General features: G+C 48.3%; 14 protein-coding genes. 5 read left to right on the top strand and 9 right to left on the bottom strand.

Annotated elements, in window-relative coordinates; translation table 11 throughout:
• Nucleotides 1-34 precede the first annotated feature (34 nt).
• Nucleotides 35-2212 (bottom strand): BamA/TamA family outer membrane protein, encoded by a 2178-nt coding sequence (locus JOY44_RS08000; protein WP_197985057.1) that lies wholly within the window; start codon nt 2210-2212, stop codon nt 35-37.
• A 399-nt stretch (nt 2213-2611) separates the two neighbouring features.
• Nucleotides 2612-3229, bottom strand: a complete 618-nt coding sequence (gene leuD, locus JOY44_RS07995) for a 3-isopropylmalate dehydratase small subunit (protein WP_197985056.1) — start codon at nt 3227-3229, stop codon at nt 2612-2614.
• A 362-nt stretch (nt 3230-3591) separates the two neighbouring features.
• Between leuD and JOY44_RS07990 the strand changes: the two genes are divergently transcribed.
• Nucleotides 3592-5667: a 5'-nucleotidase C-terminal domain-containing protein gene (locus JOY44_RS07990; RefSeq protein WP_171573087.1), complete on the top strand. Its 2076-nt coding sequence runs from the start codon at nt 3592-3594 to the stop codon at nt 5665-5667.
• A 122-nt stretch (nt 5668-5789) separates the two neighbouring features.
• On the opposite strand, the gene JOY44_RS07985 is transcribed toward JOY44_RS07990, so the two are convergent.
• The 5 genes from JOY44_RS07985 to plsX all read right to left on the bottom strand — a co-directional run bounded on the left by JOY44_RS07985 (nt 5790) and on the right by plsX (nt 10883).
• On the bottom strand, nt 5790-6992 hold the full coding sequence (locus JOY44_RS07985) for an NAD(P)/FAD-dependent oxidoreductase (protein WP_171573086.1): 1203 nt from the start codon (nt 6990-6992) through the stop codon (nt 5790-5792).
• Nucleotides 6993-7162: 170 nt separating this feature from the next.
• Nucleotides 7163-7798: a lysophospholipid acyltransferase family protein gene (locus JOY44_RS07980; protein ID WP_171573085.1), complete on the bottom strand. Its 636-nt coding sequence runs from the start codon at nt 7796-7798 to the stop codon at nt 7163-7165.
• Between the two features lie 84 nt (nt 7799-7882).
• Complete coding sequence (fabD, locus tag JOY44_RS07975; protein WP_171573084.1) at nt 7883-8782, bottom strand: ACP S-malonyltransferase; 900 nt, start codon at nt 8780-8782, stop codon at nt 7883-7885.
• A gap of 1 nt (nt 8783) precedes the next feature.
• Nucleotides 8784-9815: a beta-ketoacyl-ACP synthase III gene (locus tag JOY44_RS07970; RefSeq protein WP_171573082.1), complete on the bottom strand. Its 1032-nt coding sequence runs from the start codon at nt 9813-9815 to the stop codon at nt 8784-8786.
• A gap of 18 nt (nt 9816-9833) precedes the next feature.
• Nucleotides 9834-10883, bottom strand: coding sequence for a phosphate acyltransferase PlsX (gene plsX / locus JOY44_RS07965; RefSeq protein WP_171573080.1), 1050 nt, complete (start codon nt 10881-10883; stop codon nt 9834-9836).
• 212 nt (nt 10884-11095) lie between these two features.
• Between plsX and JOY44_RS07960 the strand changes: the two genes are divergently transcribed.
• Both JOY44_RS07960 and JOY44_RS07955 read left to right on the top strand, forming a co-directional pair.
• Nucleotides 11096-12853 (top strand): phospholipase D-like domain-containing protein, encoded by a 1758-nt coding sequence (locus tag JOY44_RS07960; protein WP_197985055.1) that lies wholly within the window; start codon nt 11096-11098, stop codon nt 12851-12853.
• 603 nt (nt 12854-13456) lie between these two features.
• Nucleotides 13457-13762, top strand: coding sequence for a DUF2288 domain-containing protein (locus JOY44_RS07955; protein ID WP_171573077.1), 306 nt, complete (start codon nt 13457-13459; stop codon nt 13760-13762).
• Between the two features lie 55 nt (nt 13763-13817).
• On the opposite strand, the gene JOY44_RS07950 is transcribed toward JOY44_RS07955, so the two are convergent.
• Nucleotides 13818-14444 carry a YdcF family protein gene (locus tag JOY44_RS07950; protein WP_242541728.1) on the bottom strand — a complete coding sequence of 209 codons (627 nt, stop codon included), beginning with the start codon at nt 14442-14444 and terminating at the stop codon, nt 13818-13820.
• Between the two features lie 22 nt (nt 14445-14466).
• Entirely contained in the window at nt 14467-15360 is an 894-nt protein-coding gene (locus JOY44_RS07945; protein WP_171573074.1) for a tetratricopeptide repeat protein, read from the bottom strand.
• Nucleotides 15361-15551: 191 nt separating this feature from the next.
• Between JOY44_RS07945 and thyX the strand changes: the two genes are divergently transcribed.
• A complete protein-coding gene (gene thyX / locus JOY44_RS07940) occupies nt 15552-16274 on the top strand; it encodes an FAD-dependent thymidylate synthase (protein ID WP_171573072.1) in 723 nt (240 codons plus the stop codon).
• A 76-nt stretch (nt 16275-16350) separates the two neighbouring features.
• Nucleotides 16351-17040 (top strand): polysaccharide deacetylase family protein, encoded by a 690-nt coding sequence (locus JOY44_RS07935; protein WP_171573071.1) that lies wholly within the window; start codon nt 16351-16353, stop codon nt 17038-17040.
• Nucleotides 17041-18040: the final 1000 nt, after the last annotated feature.

Below are 18040 nucleotides of genomic sequence, written 5' to 3'. Positions count from 1 at the left end.
TGCTTCTTCGCTCCGCACCCAGCACTATCTTTCTCTAAAACCGTTGCCCAAAGCCAAATTGAAAGCGCGTGTCGCCCTGCCCACTAAAGCCAAAATCTGCTCGAATAATGCCAAGCGGTGAGTTGACCCTCACCCCCAACCCATAGCCAATCCCACTACCAGGAGTGCCGCGCACCACACCCGGTTCACCCAACACATCTTTATTGCTGCCTAGGTCAGAGGCAAAATCTACAAAAGCGGTGCCGCCAATGAATTTGTAAATTGGAAAGCGGTATTCAGCGGTTGCTTGAATGTAGCTGCGAGGAGTGGCGATATCGCCCGTATCCCAACCCCGCACTGAGTTTGCTCCCCCCAATATAAAAGCGTTGTAGGGCGGCAAATCACCCACGTTAGTCCCCCCTTGCACATTCAATGCAATCACTTCTGGCTGACGTTCAGTGGGGGGCGCATCCTTTTGATTTGCCGTAATCAATTTCACCGGAAAATATTTAGCGTGTTCCGCCTGAAGCTTCGTGCCAAATACCTGCCCGCGCCCAATCGGTAAGTATTGCTCGACGTTCAAGCGAGTGACAGAGCCGTTACCGGGATTTAAGGGGTAGTCGCGCAGGTCTTGAATGGCGGTAAATGAAAGGCTGAACAGATCATCAATCCCCTTGCCACTCAACGTGAGTGGGTTGCCTAAACTATCGTTGCTGGAGACCTTGCCATCACTATCCCGAATGCTGACGTTGTTATAATTGAACCCAAGATTTCCATTCCAACCATTGCCAATGGGACGCTCTAACCCAATGCCAACCCCTTGCCGCCGCTCTCGTATGCGATCGCCATTGGGCAAATTCACCTCATCAGTAAATACCTGTGAAAATCCCTGTTGCCGATAAATACTGGCGTTATAGCCTGGAACATTGGGTTCCGTATCGCGATAAGGACTAACAAATCGCCCATCAAACTGCACATCTCTCGTACCCACTAACACCGTGCCACCAAGTCGTTGCCCCAAGCCACCAAAGTTGATATCTTGCACGCCAACCGTGGCATAGAGTCCCAAAGAATCGTTAAAGCCGCCGCCAAACCGCAGATCGCGAGGCGCACGCTCAGTCACGTTATAAATAACAGTTACCCGCCGCGCATCGCCTTCAAACGCAACGCTAACCGTTTCAAAAATGCCAAGCTGCCCCAACCGTTGCAAGTCTTCTTGAGCAATTTTTGTCTGAAACGGTTGCCCTGGCTGCACTTTAATTTGGCGCTGCAAAAAGGCATCTTGGGTACGGTAGCGAATGGGTTGCCCCTTTTCATCCACAGACTTGCCATCGCGACTGACGAAGCGCACCTGGGTTTCCCCGACTACACCCTCTGCCACCTCAATGGTGATAATGCCATTGCGATCAGGGCGCAGAGAAATTACCCGCGCCAAAGTGTACCCATTTTGGGCGTACCAGTCGTTGATTTGCTGCGTTGCCTGATTGAGTGCCGTTGGGCTAATGGGCTTGCCGAACTGGTCTTTAAAGATTTCGTTCGTTGCGGTGAAGGTGAGTGCTTGAGCAGTGGGCAAGGCGATCGCCCGCACAATTGTAGGAGTTGCAAAAAAAGTAACGCTCACGCCTTGAGGGTTGGGGCGAGTGGAAACTGTCGCCGACGAAAAGAAACCCGTATTTAGCAACAGCGCCACATCATTCTGTAGTTGACCAGAGTTTGCTTGCCCTCCTGCTTTGGTCTGAATTGCCTGTAAACCGAATTCTTGCAAATCTTGGGCAACTCCCGCAATTTGTACTTCTGTAACGAATAAAGCGAGATCGTTTAGATTTTGTGAGCGAACAGGTGGCAGTGGAGTTTGACCGGGCGGCGGCGGTTCTATTTTGGGAACTACAACCTGCTGGGGTGAAGTAGAAAGCGGCGGCGTAACAGGTAATGTCGAGGGTGAGGTGAGCACTGGCAGAGGGGCCGCGGGAGAGGGAACCGTTGTCGGCATGACCCAGACCGGCTCATTCAACGATGAGGGCTGATTAGACGGCATTGCTGGACTAACCGGTATGGATTGCACCCGACTGGGAGGGGGGGGCGGTTGCACCAAGCTCGAAGGCGGCGGTGGCGGGGCAACCTGCGGTTGAGCTAGAACAACTTCAGATTGGGCGATTGCTGCCACAGCCCATCCCGCGATCGCGGATAATCGTCGTCGCCCAGATGATTTATAAGCCGAAGAAAGTACGTTCAATGCGTTTCAAAAACCAAACGTGTGAAGAACTTGCCATAACCACGGTTCCAGCTTTGTAATCAGTTAGAACCACCCAGGTTGCAAGTACATTCTGCACAGGATTTTGAAAATGGCTACATTCTTTACAAAAGAACGTATGGAACATTCAATTGCCGCTGCATTAACAAAAAACTCCTTTAGACAGAAACTTGATGAATGACCGTTGTCATACCAGGTTTACTGACCCAAAGGAGCGGCCTAGCCTACAGCGAATAGGTTATGCGTTTATGGGCTGAGGGTTGTTCTGTTGGTTTTGTCCTAGCGTTGAGGGATCAATTCCAATACTCAATGCTTTGGCAACGCGCCGCCCGTAGTCGGCGTCTGCTCGGAAGAAATGGCTGTAAAAATATCGGGTGTTGCCTAGTGGCTCCACTGCATATAAGGCAGTTTGGCAGCGATCGCCTGAACTTGAGCAGCTTGGGCAACCAACTGTCCACAGGCATCCCAAGTGCCGGACACTAGCATCGAACGAGTGCCCTCATTCATCATCACAGGTGCAGAAAAATCACCACAGACGACCTGACAGGTTTCCAAATCTAAAGTGATGTTCGCTAGAGGATTTGCCACAATCGTATCCTGCAAAGTTCTCACCACATCCGCCGCTGCCGTGACGCAAGGAATTCCCATCGCCAAGCAATTTCCCAAAAAAATCTCAGCAAAGCTTTCCCCTATGATCGCCTTAATGCCCCACTTCGCGATCGCTTGAGGAGCATGTTCTCGCGAGGAACCACAGCCAAAGTTGCCGTTGACCACCAGCACTTTGGCTTCTTGATACTGCGGCAAATCAAACGGATGCTGTCCGTTTAGCTGAATACGATCGTCTTCAAAGACGTGTTGCCCTAACCCATCAAATGTGACGCAGCGCAAAAACCGCGCCGGGATAATGCGATCGGTATCGATATCATTTCCGATTAAAGGAACTGCTCGTCCTGCAACCAACTTTACTTCGCTCACCATAACCACGCGCTTTTTTTCCACGTCTATTCTCGCACCAAATTCTTTAGGTTTTGGATCTGCTCAGAGCTAAGTTTAAATCTATCTTTTGACAGTCGCTAAAATCTAATCGTTAAAGAGATAAAAATCAATCTACTAACCAACAAATAAAGATTACGTAAATTTTCTGATTATTGAGGGTTTGCTTAACTTTCTTTGAGGTTCTCTTAACCTGCGATCGCTAAAGTTTGAGATGCCTGTGTAATTTCACGGTGGTATCAATTAAAAGTATTCATTTAGAGAAGTCAGAAATTGTACCGAGTTAGGCGAATGCAAAAGTTCATTGGCAACCCGCCATCAAACTCATGGCCCGTCTTGTTAACCACCATTCATCTTAAGTACCCATCATGCCGTCAATCAACCTAAAACCGTTCCGCTTCAGCCACTGGCTGTTAGCGTCTACTTTGACCCTAACAGGATCTTTGGTTCCAAGTGCTGCACAAGCTTTTACTCTAAATTTGCTGCACTTCAGTGATGGTGAATCATCCCTTTTGACCCGCACCGCACCTGTAGTTCCCGCCACAACACCCGCGACTACATTTGATTACAGTGGTGTGGGTTTGTTTGCCAGTCTGATCGATCGCCAGCGCAATGCTAGCAGCACTGACTTTGACTTGTTATTAACCGCTGGTGATAACTTCTTGGCAGGACCTCAATTTGAAGCAAGTTTAAGCCTGCCTGCGGGACAACAGTTTTACGATGCCAAGGCATTAGAACTGTTCAACATTGATGTGGGCGGCATTGGCAACCACGAATTCGACTTTGGACCCGATGTATTAGCCCGGTTTATTGATCCAGAAGGCGACGGCACCAGATTCCGTCCCTTTGTTTCATCCAACCTGGTGATTCCCGACAGCAGCCCGTTGAAAGGGTTGATTCAACCCAGCACTATTGTCACCAAAATGGTGAATGGTGTGGAAGAGAAAATTGGCGTTGTGGGTGTGACGACTCCCTTACTACGCTCTATTTCTAGCCCTGGCAACATTGGCACGGTCGGTGATTTATCCACAACACCAGGATTCAGTGTCTTGGTCAGCACCGTTCAGGCAGAGGTGAATAAACTCACTGCCCAAGGCATTGACAAGGTAGTGCTTGTTTCTCACTTGCAAGACATCAATGAAGAAAAGAGTTTAGCTGGCAAACTAACGGGTGTGGATGTGATTGTGGCAGCGGGTAGCGACACTCGGTTGGCTAACCCGGATGATCCGTTGCTGCCTCTAGCGGCTGAAACCGCAGTTCCTTCCTATCCACTGATTTACAACTCTCAGACTGGGCAGCAAGTGGCAAGTCTGGCGGCGTTGGGTGGCGTTGAGCCGCTGCTAATTGTTTCCGCGGATGGCGAATACAAATACCTGGGCAATCTGCAACTTGAGTTCACGAATGGCGTAGTCACCAACATTCTGGAGCCAGGTTCGGGACCTAAACGCAACACAAACTTGGATGGACTTACGCCCCGTCCTGATTTAGTGAGCCAAGTACAAAATCCAGTTGCCGCTTTTGTGGCTGAATTGCAGGCGACTGCTGTGGGCGTAACCAATGTGCCCTTGAATAGTGTCCGAACGGAAGTTCGCGCTAAGAGTACACTGGCTGGAAGTTTGATTGCCGATGCAATTCGAGATGCGGCTCAAGATGGCGCTCCTACGTTTGGGCTAGATCCTGCCAAGATTTTAGTGGGCATTCAAAACGGTGGTGGCATTCGGAACGATCGCCGCTTTGCTCCGGGCGACACCATCTCCGAGTTTGATACCTTTGATGTGCTACCGTTCTCCAACTTTGTTTCCGTTGTCACAGACCTGACGGGTGGCGAACTGCTGCCTATCCTAGAGCGGGCAGTCTCTGGTCAAACGGCTCCCGGTGTGGGCGGCGGCGGTCAGTTCCTCCAACTCTCTGGCTTGGAAGTTGTGTATGACGTGACCAAGGCTGCTCAAGTAGTCACCGCAGCAGGTGCAATCACTCAAGATGGCGCTCGAATCATCAGCATTTTGCTAGATCCTAACAACGATCGCACGGGACAGTTCCTATACGACGTGGCGCAGGGCGGTTTTCTAGTTGATCCAAATCAGGCGTTGTTTGATTTGGCAACCATCAACTTCACTGCCAACGGTGGCGATAACTTCTCAACCCTGGCGGGTATCCCCGACAGCCGCAAGTTTACCCTCGGCGGTGTAACCTATCAGGCGGCTCTGGAGCGATACATTCGCGAAGACTTGCAGGGCACGGTTGACGCAACTGATATTGCCAGCGGCGCAGATATTCGTGTGCGCGATGTTTCTGCTTTAATTGCTGATGCAACGGGTGGAGAAGTGCTTGTAGATGGTGACAGTGCTGCCGTGCCAGAACCAACTACGATGTTGGGGATGCTAGGCGCAAGTTTGGGTATGGGCTATTTAAAACGCCGTCAGGCTAAGAACAAGCAGAAGTAATCAATCTGTTGACTTGATTCTGCAAACTTGAGCGATCGCTTTTTGAAATTTTAAAAAGCGATCGCTCTCTCATTAGATAATGATCTAGATGTATTTTGCAGCTTCTGCCAACCGTCAAAGAACTAGTGAGTAAAACTTGCAATCGCAGACACAAGCGGCTGAGTAATCCAATTTAGCCCGACCCGAAGCTGGTGATCCAGGGTAGGCATCCGGTAGAGATAGGCTAACCGTCGAGCAACTACTGCCAACGATCCATCTAGCTTAATGCCCATACCTGTCAGCGTGGCATTGTCGGTGCCCAACGTCATCATTTCACCCAGGTATTGATAGCGGAACGGGAGTACAGGTCTTCCGGTCAGCGATGCCCACAGGTTCCAGCCTAAATAATCGGCTTGCTGAAAAGCTGCTTGCGCTGTTGGCGGCACCTGTTGCCCTTCTACATCTTTGCAGTCTGCCAAATCGCCCAAAGCAAATACATTGGGTTGGTCAACCACTTGCAGCGTAGTCGTCAGCACCAATTTGCCACGATCGCTCTTCTTCAGTGGCAAGGCGCTAATCACTTCTGCAACACGAGTGCCCACTGTCCATAAGACAACATCCACAGGAATAGTATCGACGGCATTCTTGTAATTGAGAGCAATAGTGTCGGTTGTAATTTCCTCAATTGCAGTTTCCAAGTCTATCCAAACGGAGCGATCTTGCAACGCTTTAGCAGCACTCGTGCGATTAAATTCAGGCGAAGTTCGCAGCAGTTGATCCGAAAGCTCCACTAAGCGGAGTCTTCCGCGATCGCCCAGCCGATCTGCCAATTTACACGCCAGTTCTACCCCAGAGTAGCCACCCCCAACGATCGCCACTCGAATCTTTTCCGCATCCGACTCTTCCAAAACCCGCAGCCGCTCTTCTAGGCGATGGGCATCTGCCACCGTGCGAAAGGGCAGCGCATACTCAACGGCACCGGATACTTGATTTAGCGGAGTTTCTCCGCCCAGCGCCAACACGAGGCGATCGTAAGTCAGGTCTGCGCCATCCTGAAGCTGAACTCGCTGCGCCTCTAGATCAATATTGGCAACCGTGGCTTGATGAAACCGCACGCCTGTATCCGTTAGCAATTCTTCAAAGGTTGGTGCGATTTCCCAGGTTTGCAGTTCACCGGTCATGAGTTCATACAACAGCGGTGAAAATAGAAAGCGATCGCTGCGATCGACCAGCACAATTTCTGGCTTTTCTTGCTTTGTCCAGGGTAACTGACTTAAGCGCAGAGCCGTGTAGAGACCTCCAAAGCCTCCACCCAAAATGCAGATGCGGGTACGTTGATCAGTCATAACAAGGAATCTTACTCTTGGCGGGCAACCCCTATAGGATAACGAAATCAGGAAAAATAGCGAGTGGCAAAGTGCGGAGTCCCCATGCAATAAGTCTGAACACTTCAACTTCAAACTCCCGCTCGCGAACTCCCGACTCCTGACACCGAGATCCCAATCCCCAACTCTCCCTACCTGCCCAAATCCAACATTTGATTAATTGCGGTTGTACAGTGCTGAGTCACGGTTTCCAATTCTTCGCGATCGTTGGATGTGGGCGGCGGGATGATTTTGCCGATACGAATCGTAATGGGAACGGAGCGAGGAATAGAAGATCCTTTTTGGGCGATCGCGTGAGTCCCCCATAGACTAACGGGCAAGAGTGGCGCTTGCGCTTTGGCAGCAATCAGGGCAGCTCCCAGCTTGGGATTGGTGACGCGCCCATCGGGTGTGCGGGTGCCCGTGATGAAAACTCCGGCTGCCCAGCCCTGGTCTAAAGAGGCAAGCGCGGCTCGAATGGCGCTGCGATCAGCAGAACCCCGTTTAACGGGATAGGCACCATAGAGCGTGATCGCCTGCTTCAGGACTGGAATCTGAAATAGTTCTTCTTTTGCCATATAGGCAACCGGGCGCTGGACAGAGTTTGATAAAAAAACTGGATCAAAATCGCTGGCATGATTGCTAACCACAATCAGCTTGCCTGTTTGAGGCACGTTTTCAGCCCCGTATATCTTTCCCCGAAAATAGGTATGCAGGGTAGGACTGATGACCGCCCACTTAAGCAAACGATAAAGCGCAAGATTAATGAAAGGTTCGCGATCGCCCATAAGAAACTAGCGAATAAAGAGTAAAAGCAGGGCGATCGTTGACGGTTTATTGCCAACCATTTTCCCCTGCTCACTATCCTTCATTCAAGGTTCACTGTCTACTACTGTGGAAATTTCGCCAAGATTACTGACGTTTTTTAAGATCAAATCGGGACAGGTGCGTTTAATGAGTCCCGTCAACACTTTGCCGGGTCCAATCTCCACCACTGTTTCAATCCCTAATTCGGGTAGCTGTAGGGAAATTTCTCGCCAGCGAACCGATCCAGTCATCTGTTGAATCAGACGTTGTTTTAATACAGCCGCATCGGTGGCAGGAGTTGGATCAACATTCGACAAGATCGCCACTTTTGCTGGGCTAAAGGAAACTTGATCCAGAACAGCTTGAAACTCAGTTGCTGCCGCTGCCATCAAAGGCGAGTGAAAGGCACCGCTGACGTTGAGCTTAACGGCGCGTTTTGCTTTGACGATGTTCAAGACGGTTTCAACCGCTGCAATGGTGCCAGAAATGACGACTTGCCCAGCGTTGTTGTCGTTTGCTAGGACCACATCCGGAGTTTGCTCAATTTGTTGGGTTAGCTGGTCGCAATCGAATCCAATCAACGCCGCCATCATGCCATCCGATGCACTATCCATTAGTTCTGCTCGACGTTTGACCAATTGCAATCCTGCTGAAAAGCTGAACACTTCCGCCACATAAAGTGCCACATACTCACCCAAGCTATGTCCTGCCACCAAAGCGGGTTGATGCCCTTTGGCTCTCATCTGGTCTGCCAGCAAACATTCCACTACATACAGGCAGGGTTGGGTATAAAGCGTGCGGGAGAGCTTATCTTCGGCGCTTTGGCAAATTTCTGCAACTGACCAACCCAAAATGTCAGCGGCTTGCTGCGCGATCGCCTTAGCCTCCGGCAACTCCAGCAGATCGTTACCCATGCCAACGACTTGAGATCCTTGCCCAGGGAACACCCATGCGGTTTTCGTCATGCTATCTACCCCATTGAAAAACGGCGGCTCCCCAAGTCAGTCCGGCTCCAAAGCCAGAAGTGACAAGGGTGTCGCCTAGTTTGATTTTGCCTTCTCGCACGGCTTCATCCAAAGCGAGAGGAATGGAAGCCGCGGAGGTATTGCCATAGTTCGCTAGGTTGCTGATCACCTTTTCTGGCGGGATGTTGAGCCGCTCTGCCACCGCATCTAAAATCCGCTGGTTTGCCTGATGGAGTAGCAGCCAATCAACATCGCAAGTCGTAATTTCGGCGCGAAAAAGGGCTTTTTCAATCACTTCAGGCACTCGGCGCGCGGCAAAGCGATACACTTCTTGCCCGTTCATAGTGATGGGCTGAAAACTGCCCTGACCGATCGCCACTTGCTCAGCCAATACCTTCTCTTGAGGCTGATACGACAGATTGAGATATTTATTTTGGTTGCCGTCGCTGCGAAGTTCAAACCCGAGCAAGCGATCGCACTCATTCGCTTGAATGACCACCGCTCCGGCTCCATCGCCAAACAGCACCGCGGTACGGCGATCGCCCCAATCGACCCAACGAGAGAGCATATCGGCTCCGATCAACAGCACATTTTGGTAAGCGCCCGTCCGAATAAACTGAGCCACTGTGACTAGCCCAAACACAAAGCCAGAACAGGCAGCCGTAATATCAAACGCCACAGCGCGACTGGCTCCTAGTTCTGCTTGAACTAAACATGCAGTGCCAAACAAATCATCGGGAGTTGAAGTTGCTAGCACAATCAGATCAATGTCAGTGGCAGACAATCCCGCCATCGTGATCGCCCGTTCTCCTGCCTGAGCCGCTAGCCCTGCCAAAGACTCTGTAGAAGAGGCTAACCGCCGATGCCGAATTCCAGTTCGGCTAGCGATCCACTCATCCGACGTTTCAACAATTTGACTCAGTTGGTCGTTACTAAGCGAAATTGCTGGAACCGCCGAGCCGCTACCCGTTAGTGCAATCCCGACTCCTGGTTGTTTCAAATCCTTGCTCCACTCATCACTGGGATAGGGCATTCAAACCCATGCTCTAAACTAGCCATCTACCTGCGAACTACTAACCGTTGGCAACTGATTAGCCTCGACATAGTTTGCTTGAATTCGTTCCAAAACCTGGTTATCAAACGCTTCTCGCGCTAATCGCACAGCATTAAAAATCGATGGAGCCTGAGAGCTACCATGGCTAATAATACACACGCCAGCTACTCCCAACAGCAAGCCACCGCCGTGTTCGGCATGATCCATTCGCTGCTTAATCCGCTTCAGATTTGGTTTCAACAAAGAGGTGCCAACTTTGCCACGTACCCCTTGAGGTAACTCTTCTCGCAAAATTTGCAGTGCTACTTCGCCAACTGCTTCTGCAAATTTCAGCAACACATTTCCCACAAATCCATCACAGACAATCACATCAAAATGACCCGACAGTACGTCGCGTCCTTCTGCATTGCCAATAAAGGAAATTGCCTGATTTTCCTGCAAAAGCTGATGAGTTCGCAGAGCCAGATCGTTCCCTTTTGACGCTTCCTCACCAATATTCAGCAGTCCAACTTTGGGTTCTGCTACTCCCAGCACATACTGAGAGTAAACGGAACCCATGGTGGCAAACTGTTCTAAAAACTTGGGTCGGCAGTCTACGTTAGCTCCAACATCCAAAATGATCACCGGCTTTCCCTGAATCATTGTGGGAAAAACTGCCCCGATCGCAGGGCGATCAATGCCTTGTAAACGCCCAAGTCGGAGTAGTGCCGCTGCCATCGCAGCACCAGAGTGCCCCGCCGAGACAACTGCATCCGCTCGTTTATTTTTTACTAATTCCATCGCTACGTTGATGGAAGCTTTTGGCTTTCGCCGGAGGGCACCTAGGGGTTCCTCGCCCATTTCAATCGTGCCTTCGGCCGGAACAATCTCTAAAGAAGACAGGTTAGAAGCGGCAGGCGTTGAGGCTGCAATTTGCTCTGGGTCGCCAACCAAAAGTACTTCAACACCGAGTTCAGCCTGCGCTCTCAAAGCTCCGGCAACGATTTCATTGGGGGCATGATCCCCGCCCATCGCGTCAATTGCAATCCGTGCTCGCGTTGATCCCATCGGTCAAAAAGTAAATATAAAGGCTTAATAAGGATAGCTGCGATTTGTGAAACGATTCATACGGGAATCGCATCGCTTCAACCATTCTTGCGTACAAGGGGATTTATGTCAGCCGTTTTTAATCAGATGCCCCAAACATTGGTGACCTTTTTAGGTGATTGGGCATCATAAAAATAGTTGACTCTTCATCTGTTCTTCACACTTCTACAGCAGTGAATCTTCATTCCATTCAGAATATCTCTATTTGTTGGCTGTCCTTTTTGGGAATTAGTCTTTCGGCTTGTCAGTCGGAAGAAGTGCAAATTCTCCGACCTAGCCCTTTACCGCAAGACCAGCAAATTCAGGTTTATACCAATCACGAACCAGCCTCAAGCTATACCGAGCCTTATCGTCAGATAACGCGAGATGGGGATAATTTGGAGCAGGCAATTATTGATGCCATTTCGTCCGCGCGGTCAACGGTTGATATGGCGGTTCAAGAATTTCGCTTACCAGGAATTGCTCAAGCGATGGCAGAGCGGCAAAAGGCGGGTGTACGAATACGGCTGATTTTGGAAAATACTTACTCTCGCCCGTTGAGTTCTTTCACTGCTGAAGAACTGAATCGGATGGAAAAACGCGATCGCGATCGGGCTGAAGAAACGCGTCGCATCATCGACCAGAATGGGGACGGTCAACTGAGTCTAGATGAAATCAATAATCGAGATGCTTTGATTGTTCTAGATCGGGCAAACGTTCCCCGCATCGACGATACGGCTGATGGTTCTAGTGGCAGCAACTTAATGCACCATAAATTCGTGGTGGTCGATGGTCAAACGATGATTGTTACCTCCGCCAATTTCACAACCAGCGATGTTCATGGAGATTTCAAATCGCCTAACAGTCGCGGCAATGCCAATAACCTGCTAAAAATTCAGAGTCCTGCACTGGCGACCCTCTTTACTGAAGAATTCAACCTCATGTGGGGGGATGGTCCGGGCGGCAAGCCGCCGAGCAGCCTGTTTGGGTTAAAGAAGCCTTTTCGCCCAGTGCGCCAAGTGATGGTAGGCAATACGAAGGTTAAGGTGCAGTTTTCTCCCACCTCTCGTTCAGTGTCTTGGCAACAAAGTAGCAATGGGCTGATTGGTCAAACCTTGAGCAGTGCCAGCAAATCAGTGTCTATGGCACTATTTGTCTTCTCTGATCAACAATTGGTGGATTTGCTCGAACCAACCCATCAGCGTCAAGTAGAGATCAAAGCCTTAATTGATCCGGGTTTTGCGTATCGATCATATAGCGAAGCCTTAGACATGATGGGGATCACGTTGGCAGAAGATTGCAAATATGAAGCCAGTAATCATCCCTGGAAGCCCGCGATCGCAACCGTAGGAGTGCCTCGAATGCCACCCGGTGATTTGCTGCATCACAAATTTGGGATTGTAGACCAGCAAACTGTAATTGCAGGTTCTCACAACTGGACGAATGCGGCTAATAATGGCAACGATGAGACCGTACTCATCATCCATAATCCAGTTGTGGCAGCTCACTATCAACGAGAATTTGAGCGTCTCTACACGAATGCCATTGTGGGCATTCCCCCGGCGATTAAGAAGAAAGTCGAAGCTCAAGCAAAAGAGTGTCCAGTCACGACCGCGATCGCGCCCAGACCACTGCCCCAAAAAACAGTATCTGCTGTCACACCACAACGAGTAAAACCTGCTCAACCGCTATCGTCATTGACGGGCAAGCCCCAATCAACTCAAAAAACACAACAAACCAGCGTTACCTCTAAACAGGCAAACCGCCGCATCAATTTAAATAGCGCCTCCCAAGCAGAACTTGAGACCCTGCCAGGAATCGGACCCGGCTTGGCGAAGCGAATAATTGTAGCCCGTCAGCAAAAACAATTTGCGTCTTTAGCTGACGTTGATCGGGTTTCTGGTGTAGGTCCTAAGTTGCTTGAAAAACTTAAAGATAGAATCGTCTGGTGAACCAGCTTAAGCTCACACACCACCTTAAGCTGGGTTAAAAGCTACTTCATGCTTTTCCATAGCATGTCTTACCCTGTGGCAAGTGAGTCATGGGAAGGTAAGAGCATCGGTCTTTTAGCCGTAAATGGCCTTTAACTTGAATGCGAGTGGTAAATTGTTCCTGGACGCAAACGCCATCGCGCTCAATTTAGAGTAAACCGAAGAAGATTGCTTCAGGTTGGGTTGTGTCCAGCGGCTTCCGCCGCCAACTCGACGACTCGGAACTCCATCTCTCCCTGCAAAAGCTGGCTCAGATGCTGAAAAAAGTATAGCTAACAAAGAAAAAGCAATAGTAAGGTGACGCATAGATTTAGTAGATGCAAGATTAGGTTTCTGTCATGTTCAGAATGTCAATAATCTTAAGGTCTATGCCAGCGTTAAATCACCGAAGTCAGAATTTGATTTGAATAACCTGCTTGTATTACGTCAAATCAGACCGTGAAAGTACCAGTTTTGTACGAAAATCTGTAGAATTTGCCCAGATTGGCTTGAAATTTATCTTTACAGATTGCTGTGAGTGTGATGTATCGAATAGACTTTGGTTAGAATGGCGTAGCTTAGAATATGAACGATCTTCGAGCAGAGTTGGCTGCAACGCTGGATGAGGCAGAGTGGGACTGGTTAGCTCCTCATGCTCGTCGCGATGTAGTGATTTTGGTAGCTTCAGGGCTTGACCTAGTAGAGGTAGGTGTGGCGATCGCTACGGATGATGCCACCTGTATCCAGCGTTGGATTGATGAGGCGCTCATCCAAAAGCCTTCTCCCTCGCATCTAAGCGAGTGGAATCGAAATCAATCGAAGCGATTTCAAGCTCTTATCGTGCAGCCTTATGTATTAGTGCAGGAAGCAAGCGTCAACACGATTGCCTAATAATGGTAGGCAAAACATTTTTTTGAGATCCTTCATTCTTCACCTCGCACTCTGTCTAGTGAGAGTGGAAATGCTGTTTAAGGGTTGAACCACTATAGCCAGTGGTAACCCAAAGGATAGCCCTGCCTCCATCACGAACTGCTTTTTGCCAGGGTTCAACCGTTTGACCAGAGTGGACTGCGATCGGCTTAATATAAATTCCTCGACTTCCAAAAATAATTTCGCCAATGGTTTTAGCCCGACGCATGTGATAGTCGGAAGTGATTAGATAAACACTGTGGATTCCTTTTGCCTTTAGTTTATCCACAAGGGTTGTAAAGTTGGTCACGGTGTCAACCGCTTCTCGATCAATATGGATTTGTTTGAGATTAATCCCTGCATCTGAAAAAATGCCGTAGGTATACTCAGGGTTGCTTCCACCCGAAATCCATATGGGCAACTCTGGATGCTGCTGGGCAAATTCTGCTGCGAAATCTTCTCGTCCAGTTGCTCCTCCCAAGACAAAAATGGCTTGTGGTTCAACAAAATAGTTATTGATTTCTCGATAACTGATCCACAAGATTGGTAGGAGGATCGTTAACCACAATAGTCGCCTTGTGAAAGAGTAGAACGCTTTTTTTGGCGATCGCTTAGTTAGCGGGAATACACCCTGAACTCGCATAGGGAATGGTTTTAATCGCATGGAAAGAGCGGGGGAATACGAACTATCGGGGGGAAGGGCGTTGAGTTCTAGGATTTTTTTCTTTAATTTGCGCTAAGGTTGCTTGCATTTGGGGCGTTTCAAGCAGCTTGCTAGTATCTGTGAGTAACCGTGCACCCCATAAGTTTTCTTTCAAAAACTTTAGCTCAGCATATCGGCTATCTAACCGAATGGCTGCATCCCCTAAAGATAATCCTTGATCGCGTTTACCCCTAGCATATAGAGCTGCAGCGATCGCCAATCGAGGTTCTGCTGCTTTTGGATCTAAATCTACAGCTTTTTGCCAGTGCTTTAACGCTGCGTCCCCATCGCCTACTTCGTATTTAATTAGACCAATGTTATTGATAGCTGGCCAAAAGCTTTTATCTTGAGTAACTGCTTGCTCATATTGAGCGATCGCCTCAGGAAACTGCTTCAACATTAAATAAGCATTACCCAAATCAAACAGCGCACCAGGAACATTCGGCTTAATCTTGAGCCCCTGCTTTAAGTAATCTACTGCAACTGAATAATCTCCCTTTTGAAAATAAGCAGATCCCAAAGCAAATAAAACTGCTGAATTTTTGCCGCTTCCATTCAACGATTGAGATTTTTTGAGTGAAGTAATGCCCTGATCCAAATTGTTTGTTTGAAGATACAGCCCACCTAACAAAGACCAAACTTCCGGGCTTTTAGGAGCTAGCTGCGTTGCCAACTTTGCTCTCTGTAGGGCAAGTTCATATTGTTGAAACTGTGCCAACTGAGAGGCTTCTTGTGCCAGCCCAACTCCCTGCTGCTCTAACTTGGTAGTATCCAAGCGCAACGTATGAGGAATTAAAGCTTGGGCAGAGACAGGTTGAGCAGATCCCCACAGCCCAAGAGTGACTAGTAGCGAAAGAAAAGATATTCGGTTCGGCACGGCACAGCCTTTTGAAAAATGCAATGGATTGAGTGATAGCTTAATCGATTTGAGTAGCCCGGTGGCACAATTCTAGGCGATCCCAAGGAAAAAGCGAATGGGCTTAAGAAATTTAAAATTTAGAATCAACTCCCATTTTTGACCCAAAACACCTATGCTAGAAGGCTCAAAATATACTGCTTAAAAATTCTATGGATCGCTTTACTGTCCAAGTAATTGCTCAAACTCCAAATCCGCAGCAGGTCATTTATGCCGCCATGCATCAAGATTATGCAGAGGAATTTGTTTGGGACGAGCGCGATCGCTTTCCTGCTGAAGAGAAATGCGGAGAAGTTGTCGTTAAGCAATTACTCGCAGGTAATCGCGGGCATTACGGTCCTTTAGAACATCCCCAAATCGTTTTGAACTGTGGTTGGTTTCCTCACAGCACCATGCAGCAAATCCGTACCCACCGCGTTGGTATTAGCTTTGACGTGCAATCGTTTCGATATACGGGACAGCGAATTTTGGATGTGGTGGAAGGTAGGCGCGAGATGGAAGATGTGTTCTATCTGCGTCCGCTGGGGGCCTATTCTGACCGTCAGGGAAAACATTATGACTACACAGAGGAGCTACGACAGCAAGATATAGAGTGGTGCTTAAAGGCTTGCCATCGATATTATGAGCGGATTCACCAAGGGTTTTCTGAAGAACACGCCCGTGGATTAATCCCGTTTGATGTGCGGCAGCATTGGGTCATGTCAGCAAATGTGCGATCGCTGATGCACTTGCTAGATCTGCGGTGGAAGTCGGATGCCCAGCTTGAAGCTCAAAAGTTATGCGAAATCATCTTTCCCCATTTTGAAGCTTGGGTGCCAGCGATCGCCCAATGGTATACCGCCAATCGCATGAAGAAAGCTCGGCTAGCTCCATAAAACCTGATTGAGACTATTTAGATTAAGACTGTTTATGATCTAGTCTTTATGCTCTAGTTAGTAACTGCCCTAATTTATGCAACTTGCTCCGCTTTACCCGGTTATCCATCAGTTTCTCAAGCCGCTCTTTCCGAGTTGTCTTTGGGTTGGGGATCAGCAAGTGCCTGCGATCGCGCTTACCTTTGATGATGGACCTCATCCACACTACACGCCTCAATTACTTCAGGTTCTAGATCGCTATGGAATTCCAGCTAGTTTCTTTTTGCTAGGTCTCTGTGTCAGTCGATCACCTGCGATCGCTCATTCAATTTATCAAAGCAATCATTGGTTAGGTCTACATGGTTTTGACCACCGCTCTTTCACAACGCTTTCATCGGTTGAACTGAAGCAAACTTTAGATAAAACCCAAGCTGAAATTGTCAAAGCTTGCCACCTTTCATCAAAAACCGTTTGGGATGTTCGCCCACCAAACGGTTTTTTTACGCCCAAAACTTTAGACTTGCTACAGCAGTGGAGCTATCGCCCGGTAATGTGGAGTGTTGTTCCCGAAGATTGGGTCAGTCCTGGCGTTTCTACAGTTGTTGCTCGCATTTTGCAACAGGTTACGAATGGATCAATTATTGTTTTACATGATGGATACACCGGCGGTGTGGATGTTGCAGAAGTGGTTGATCGGTTGATTCCGCTTCTACTCCAGCGAGGCTACTACTTTGTCACAATTGACCAGCTATGGCAGCAGGAAAACGCTCCTAGGTTAAAGCAGTGAGTTAGCCAGAAACTGCTGTTGAGAAGTTTACAGTGCTTTCTAGTTATCGATGAAGAGCGCGTTTTGTCTTCAAGTTTTGGTTTGCTGAGATACCGTTCAAAACGGGATATAGTCTCAGGCTGACTTGATTTGTCAGCTAATGATAGCTGACAAATCAACAGAGATCGCAGCTTTATCACCTTGGTTGCGAATTTCCTCATAAAAGAGAATTCATAGTGACTTGGTCATAGCACCGCCAGCTTGGGTAATTCTTCGAGGTGGTTCTGTCAAAGAGTTACTCCTTGACCATTAATGCTTAAGCTACTATCAAACTTTTGTCTTAAAAAACAAGCTGCATCGTAAACAATAATGAACAAAAAAAATTGTTTTCTTTAAATTCTGTTATCAGATTTATAGTTTCTGCTTATAGAAATTAGGTTTATCTGTGAGCTTAACTTAGCGATCGCGCCTTAAATTTATAGTTTTATATCCAATATCCGCAACAGCTAAACCATTAAATGATTTACCACTTAATTCATCTAAAGGTTATGGGACAGAGGTTTCAAGCTTCTGAGGTAGATACTTTTTCAACTTCACTCAAACGACTGAGCGATTTAGGCTATTTTTATGAACCTTTAATTATTCTCATAAACTATCTTGGAATAGCGAACTAGTTTAATACTCATTCAGATCTTATTTCCTAAGATCTGAGTTAACTTAGCAGAGGGAGCTTACACTTTTCCATTCTCGTCTACCATTGAAAAATATTCCTAAGTTGCAGTCCTGGGTTACTTGGCATAGAGGCTCACTAGTTTTTGAGTCGTAGCTTATGGATGGTTTATCTAAATTCAGACATGGCACTAGGAAGTTTTGGAGGGAAGGTTAGTGTGGCACTTAGCAGGATATTCGATTCATGTTCTACCTTGCTGGTTACAGTTCATGCCTCAACTGGGTTATGGCTATGTTTCATAGAAGGCGGATAGCATCGTGAAGAGACCTGCGATCGAAGCATCCTGAAAAG

It is taken from the genome of Leptolyngbya sp. Cla-17 (genome assembly GCF_016807185.1).
Taxonomy (GTDB): domain Bacteria; phylum Cyanobacteriota; class Cyanobacteriia; order Leptolyngbyales; family Leptolyngbyaceae; genus ULC077BIN1.
Note: the sequence above shows the minus strand (reverse complement) of the source record. Positions and strands in the feature narration are given on the sequence as shown.

Coding starts and splice junctions, on each gene's coding strand:
- thyX (WP_171573072.1), top strand. CDS start 15,552: ATGGATCGCTTTACTGTCCAAGTAATTGCTCAAACTCCAAATCCGCAG.
- JOY44_RS07970 (WP_171573082.1), bottom strand. CDS start 9,815: ATGCCCTATCCCAGTGATGAGTGGAGCAAGGATTTGAAACAACCAGGA.
- JOY44_RS07990 (WP_171573087.1), top strand. CDS start 3,592: ATGCCGTCAATCAACCTAAAACCGTTCCGCTTCAGCCACTGGCTGTTA.
- JOY44_RS07950 (WP_242541728.1), bottom strand. CDS start 14,444: ATGCGATTAAAACCATTCCCTATGCGAGTTCAGGGTGTATTCCCGCTA.
- JOY44_RS07955 (WP_171573077.1), top strand. CDS start 13,457: ATGAACGATCTTCGAGCAGAGTTGGCTGCAACGCTGGATGAGGCAGAG.
- JOY44_RS07935 (WP_171573071.1), top strand. CDS start 16,351: ATGCAACTTGCTCCGCTTTACCCGGTTATCCATCAGTTTCTCAAGCCG.
- fabD (WP_171573084.1), bottom strand. CDS start 8,782: ATGACGAAAACCGCATGGGTGTTCCCTGGGCAAGGATCTCAAGTCGTT.
- plsX (WP_171573080.1), bottom strand. CDS start 10,883: ATGGGATCAACGCGAGCACGGATTGCAATTGACGCGATGGGCGGGGAT.
- JOY44_RS07980 (WP_171573085.1), bottom strand. CDS start 7,798: ATGGGCGATCGCGAACCTTTCATTAATCTTGCGCTTTATCGTTTGCTT.
- JOY44_RS07985 (WP_171573086.1), bottom strand. CDS start 6,992: ATGACTGATCAACGTACCCGCATCTGCATTTTGGGTGGAGGCTTTGGA.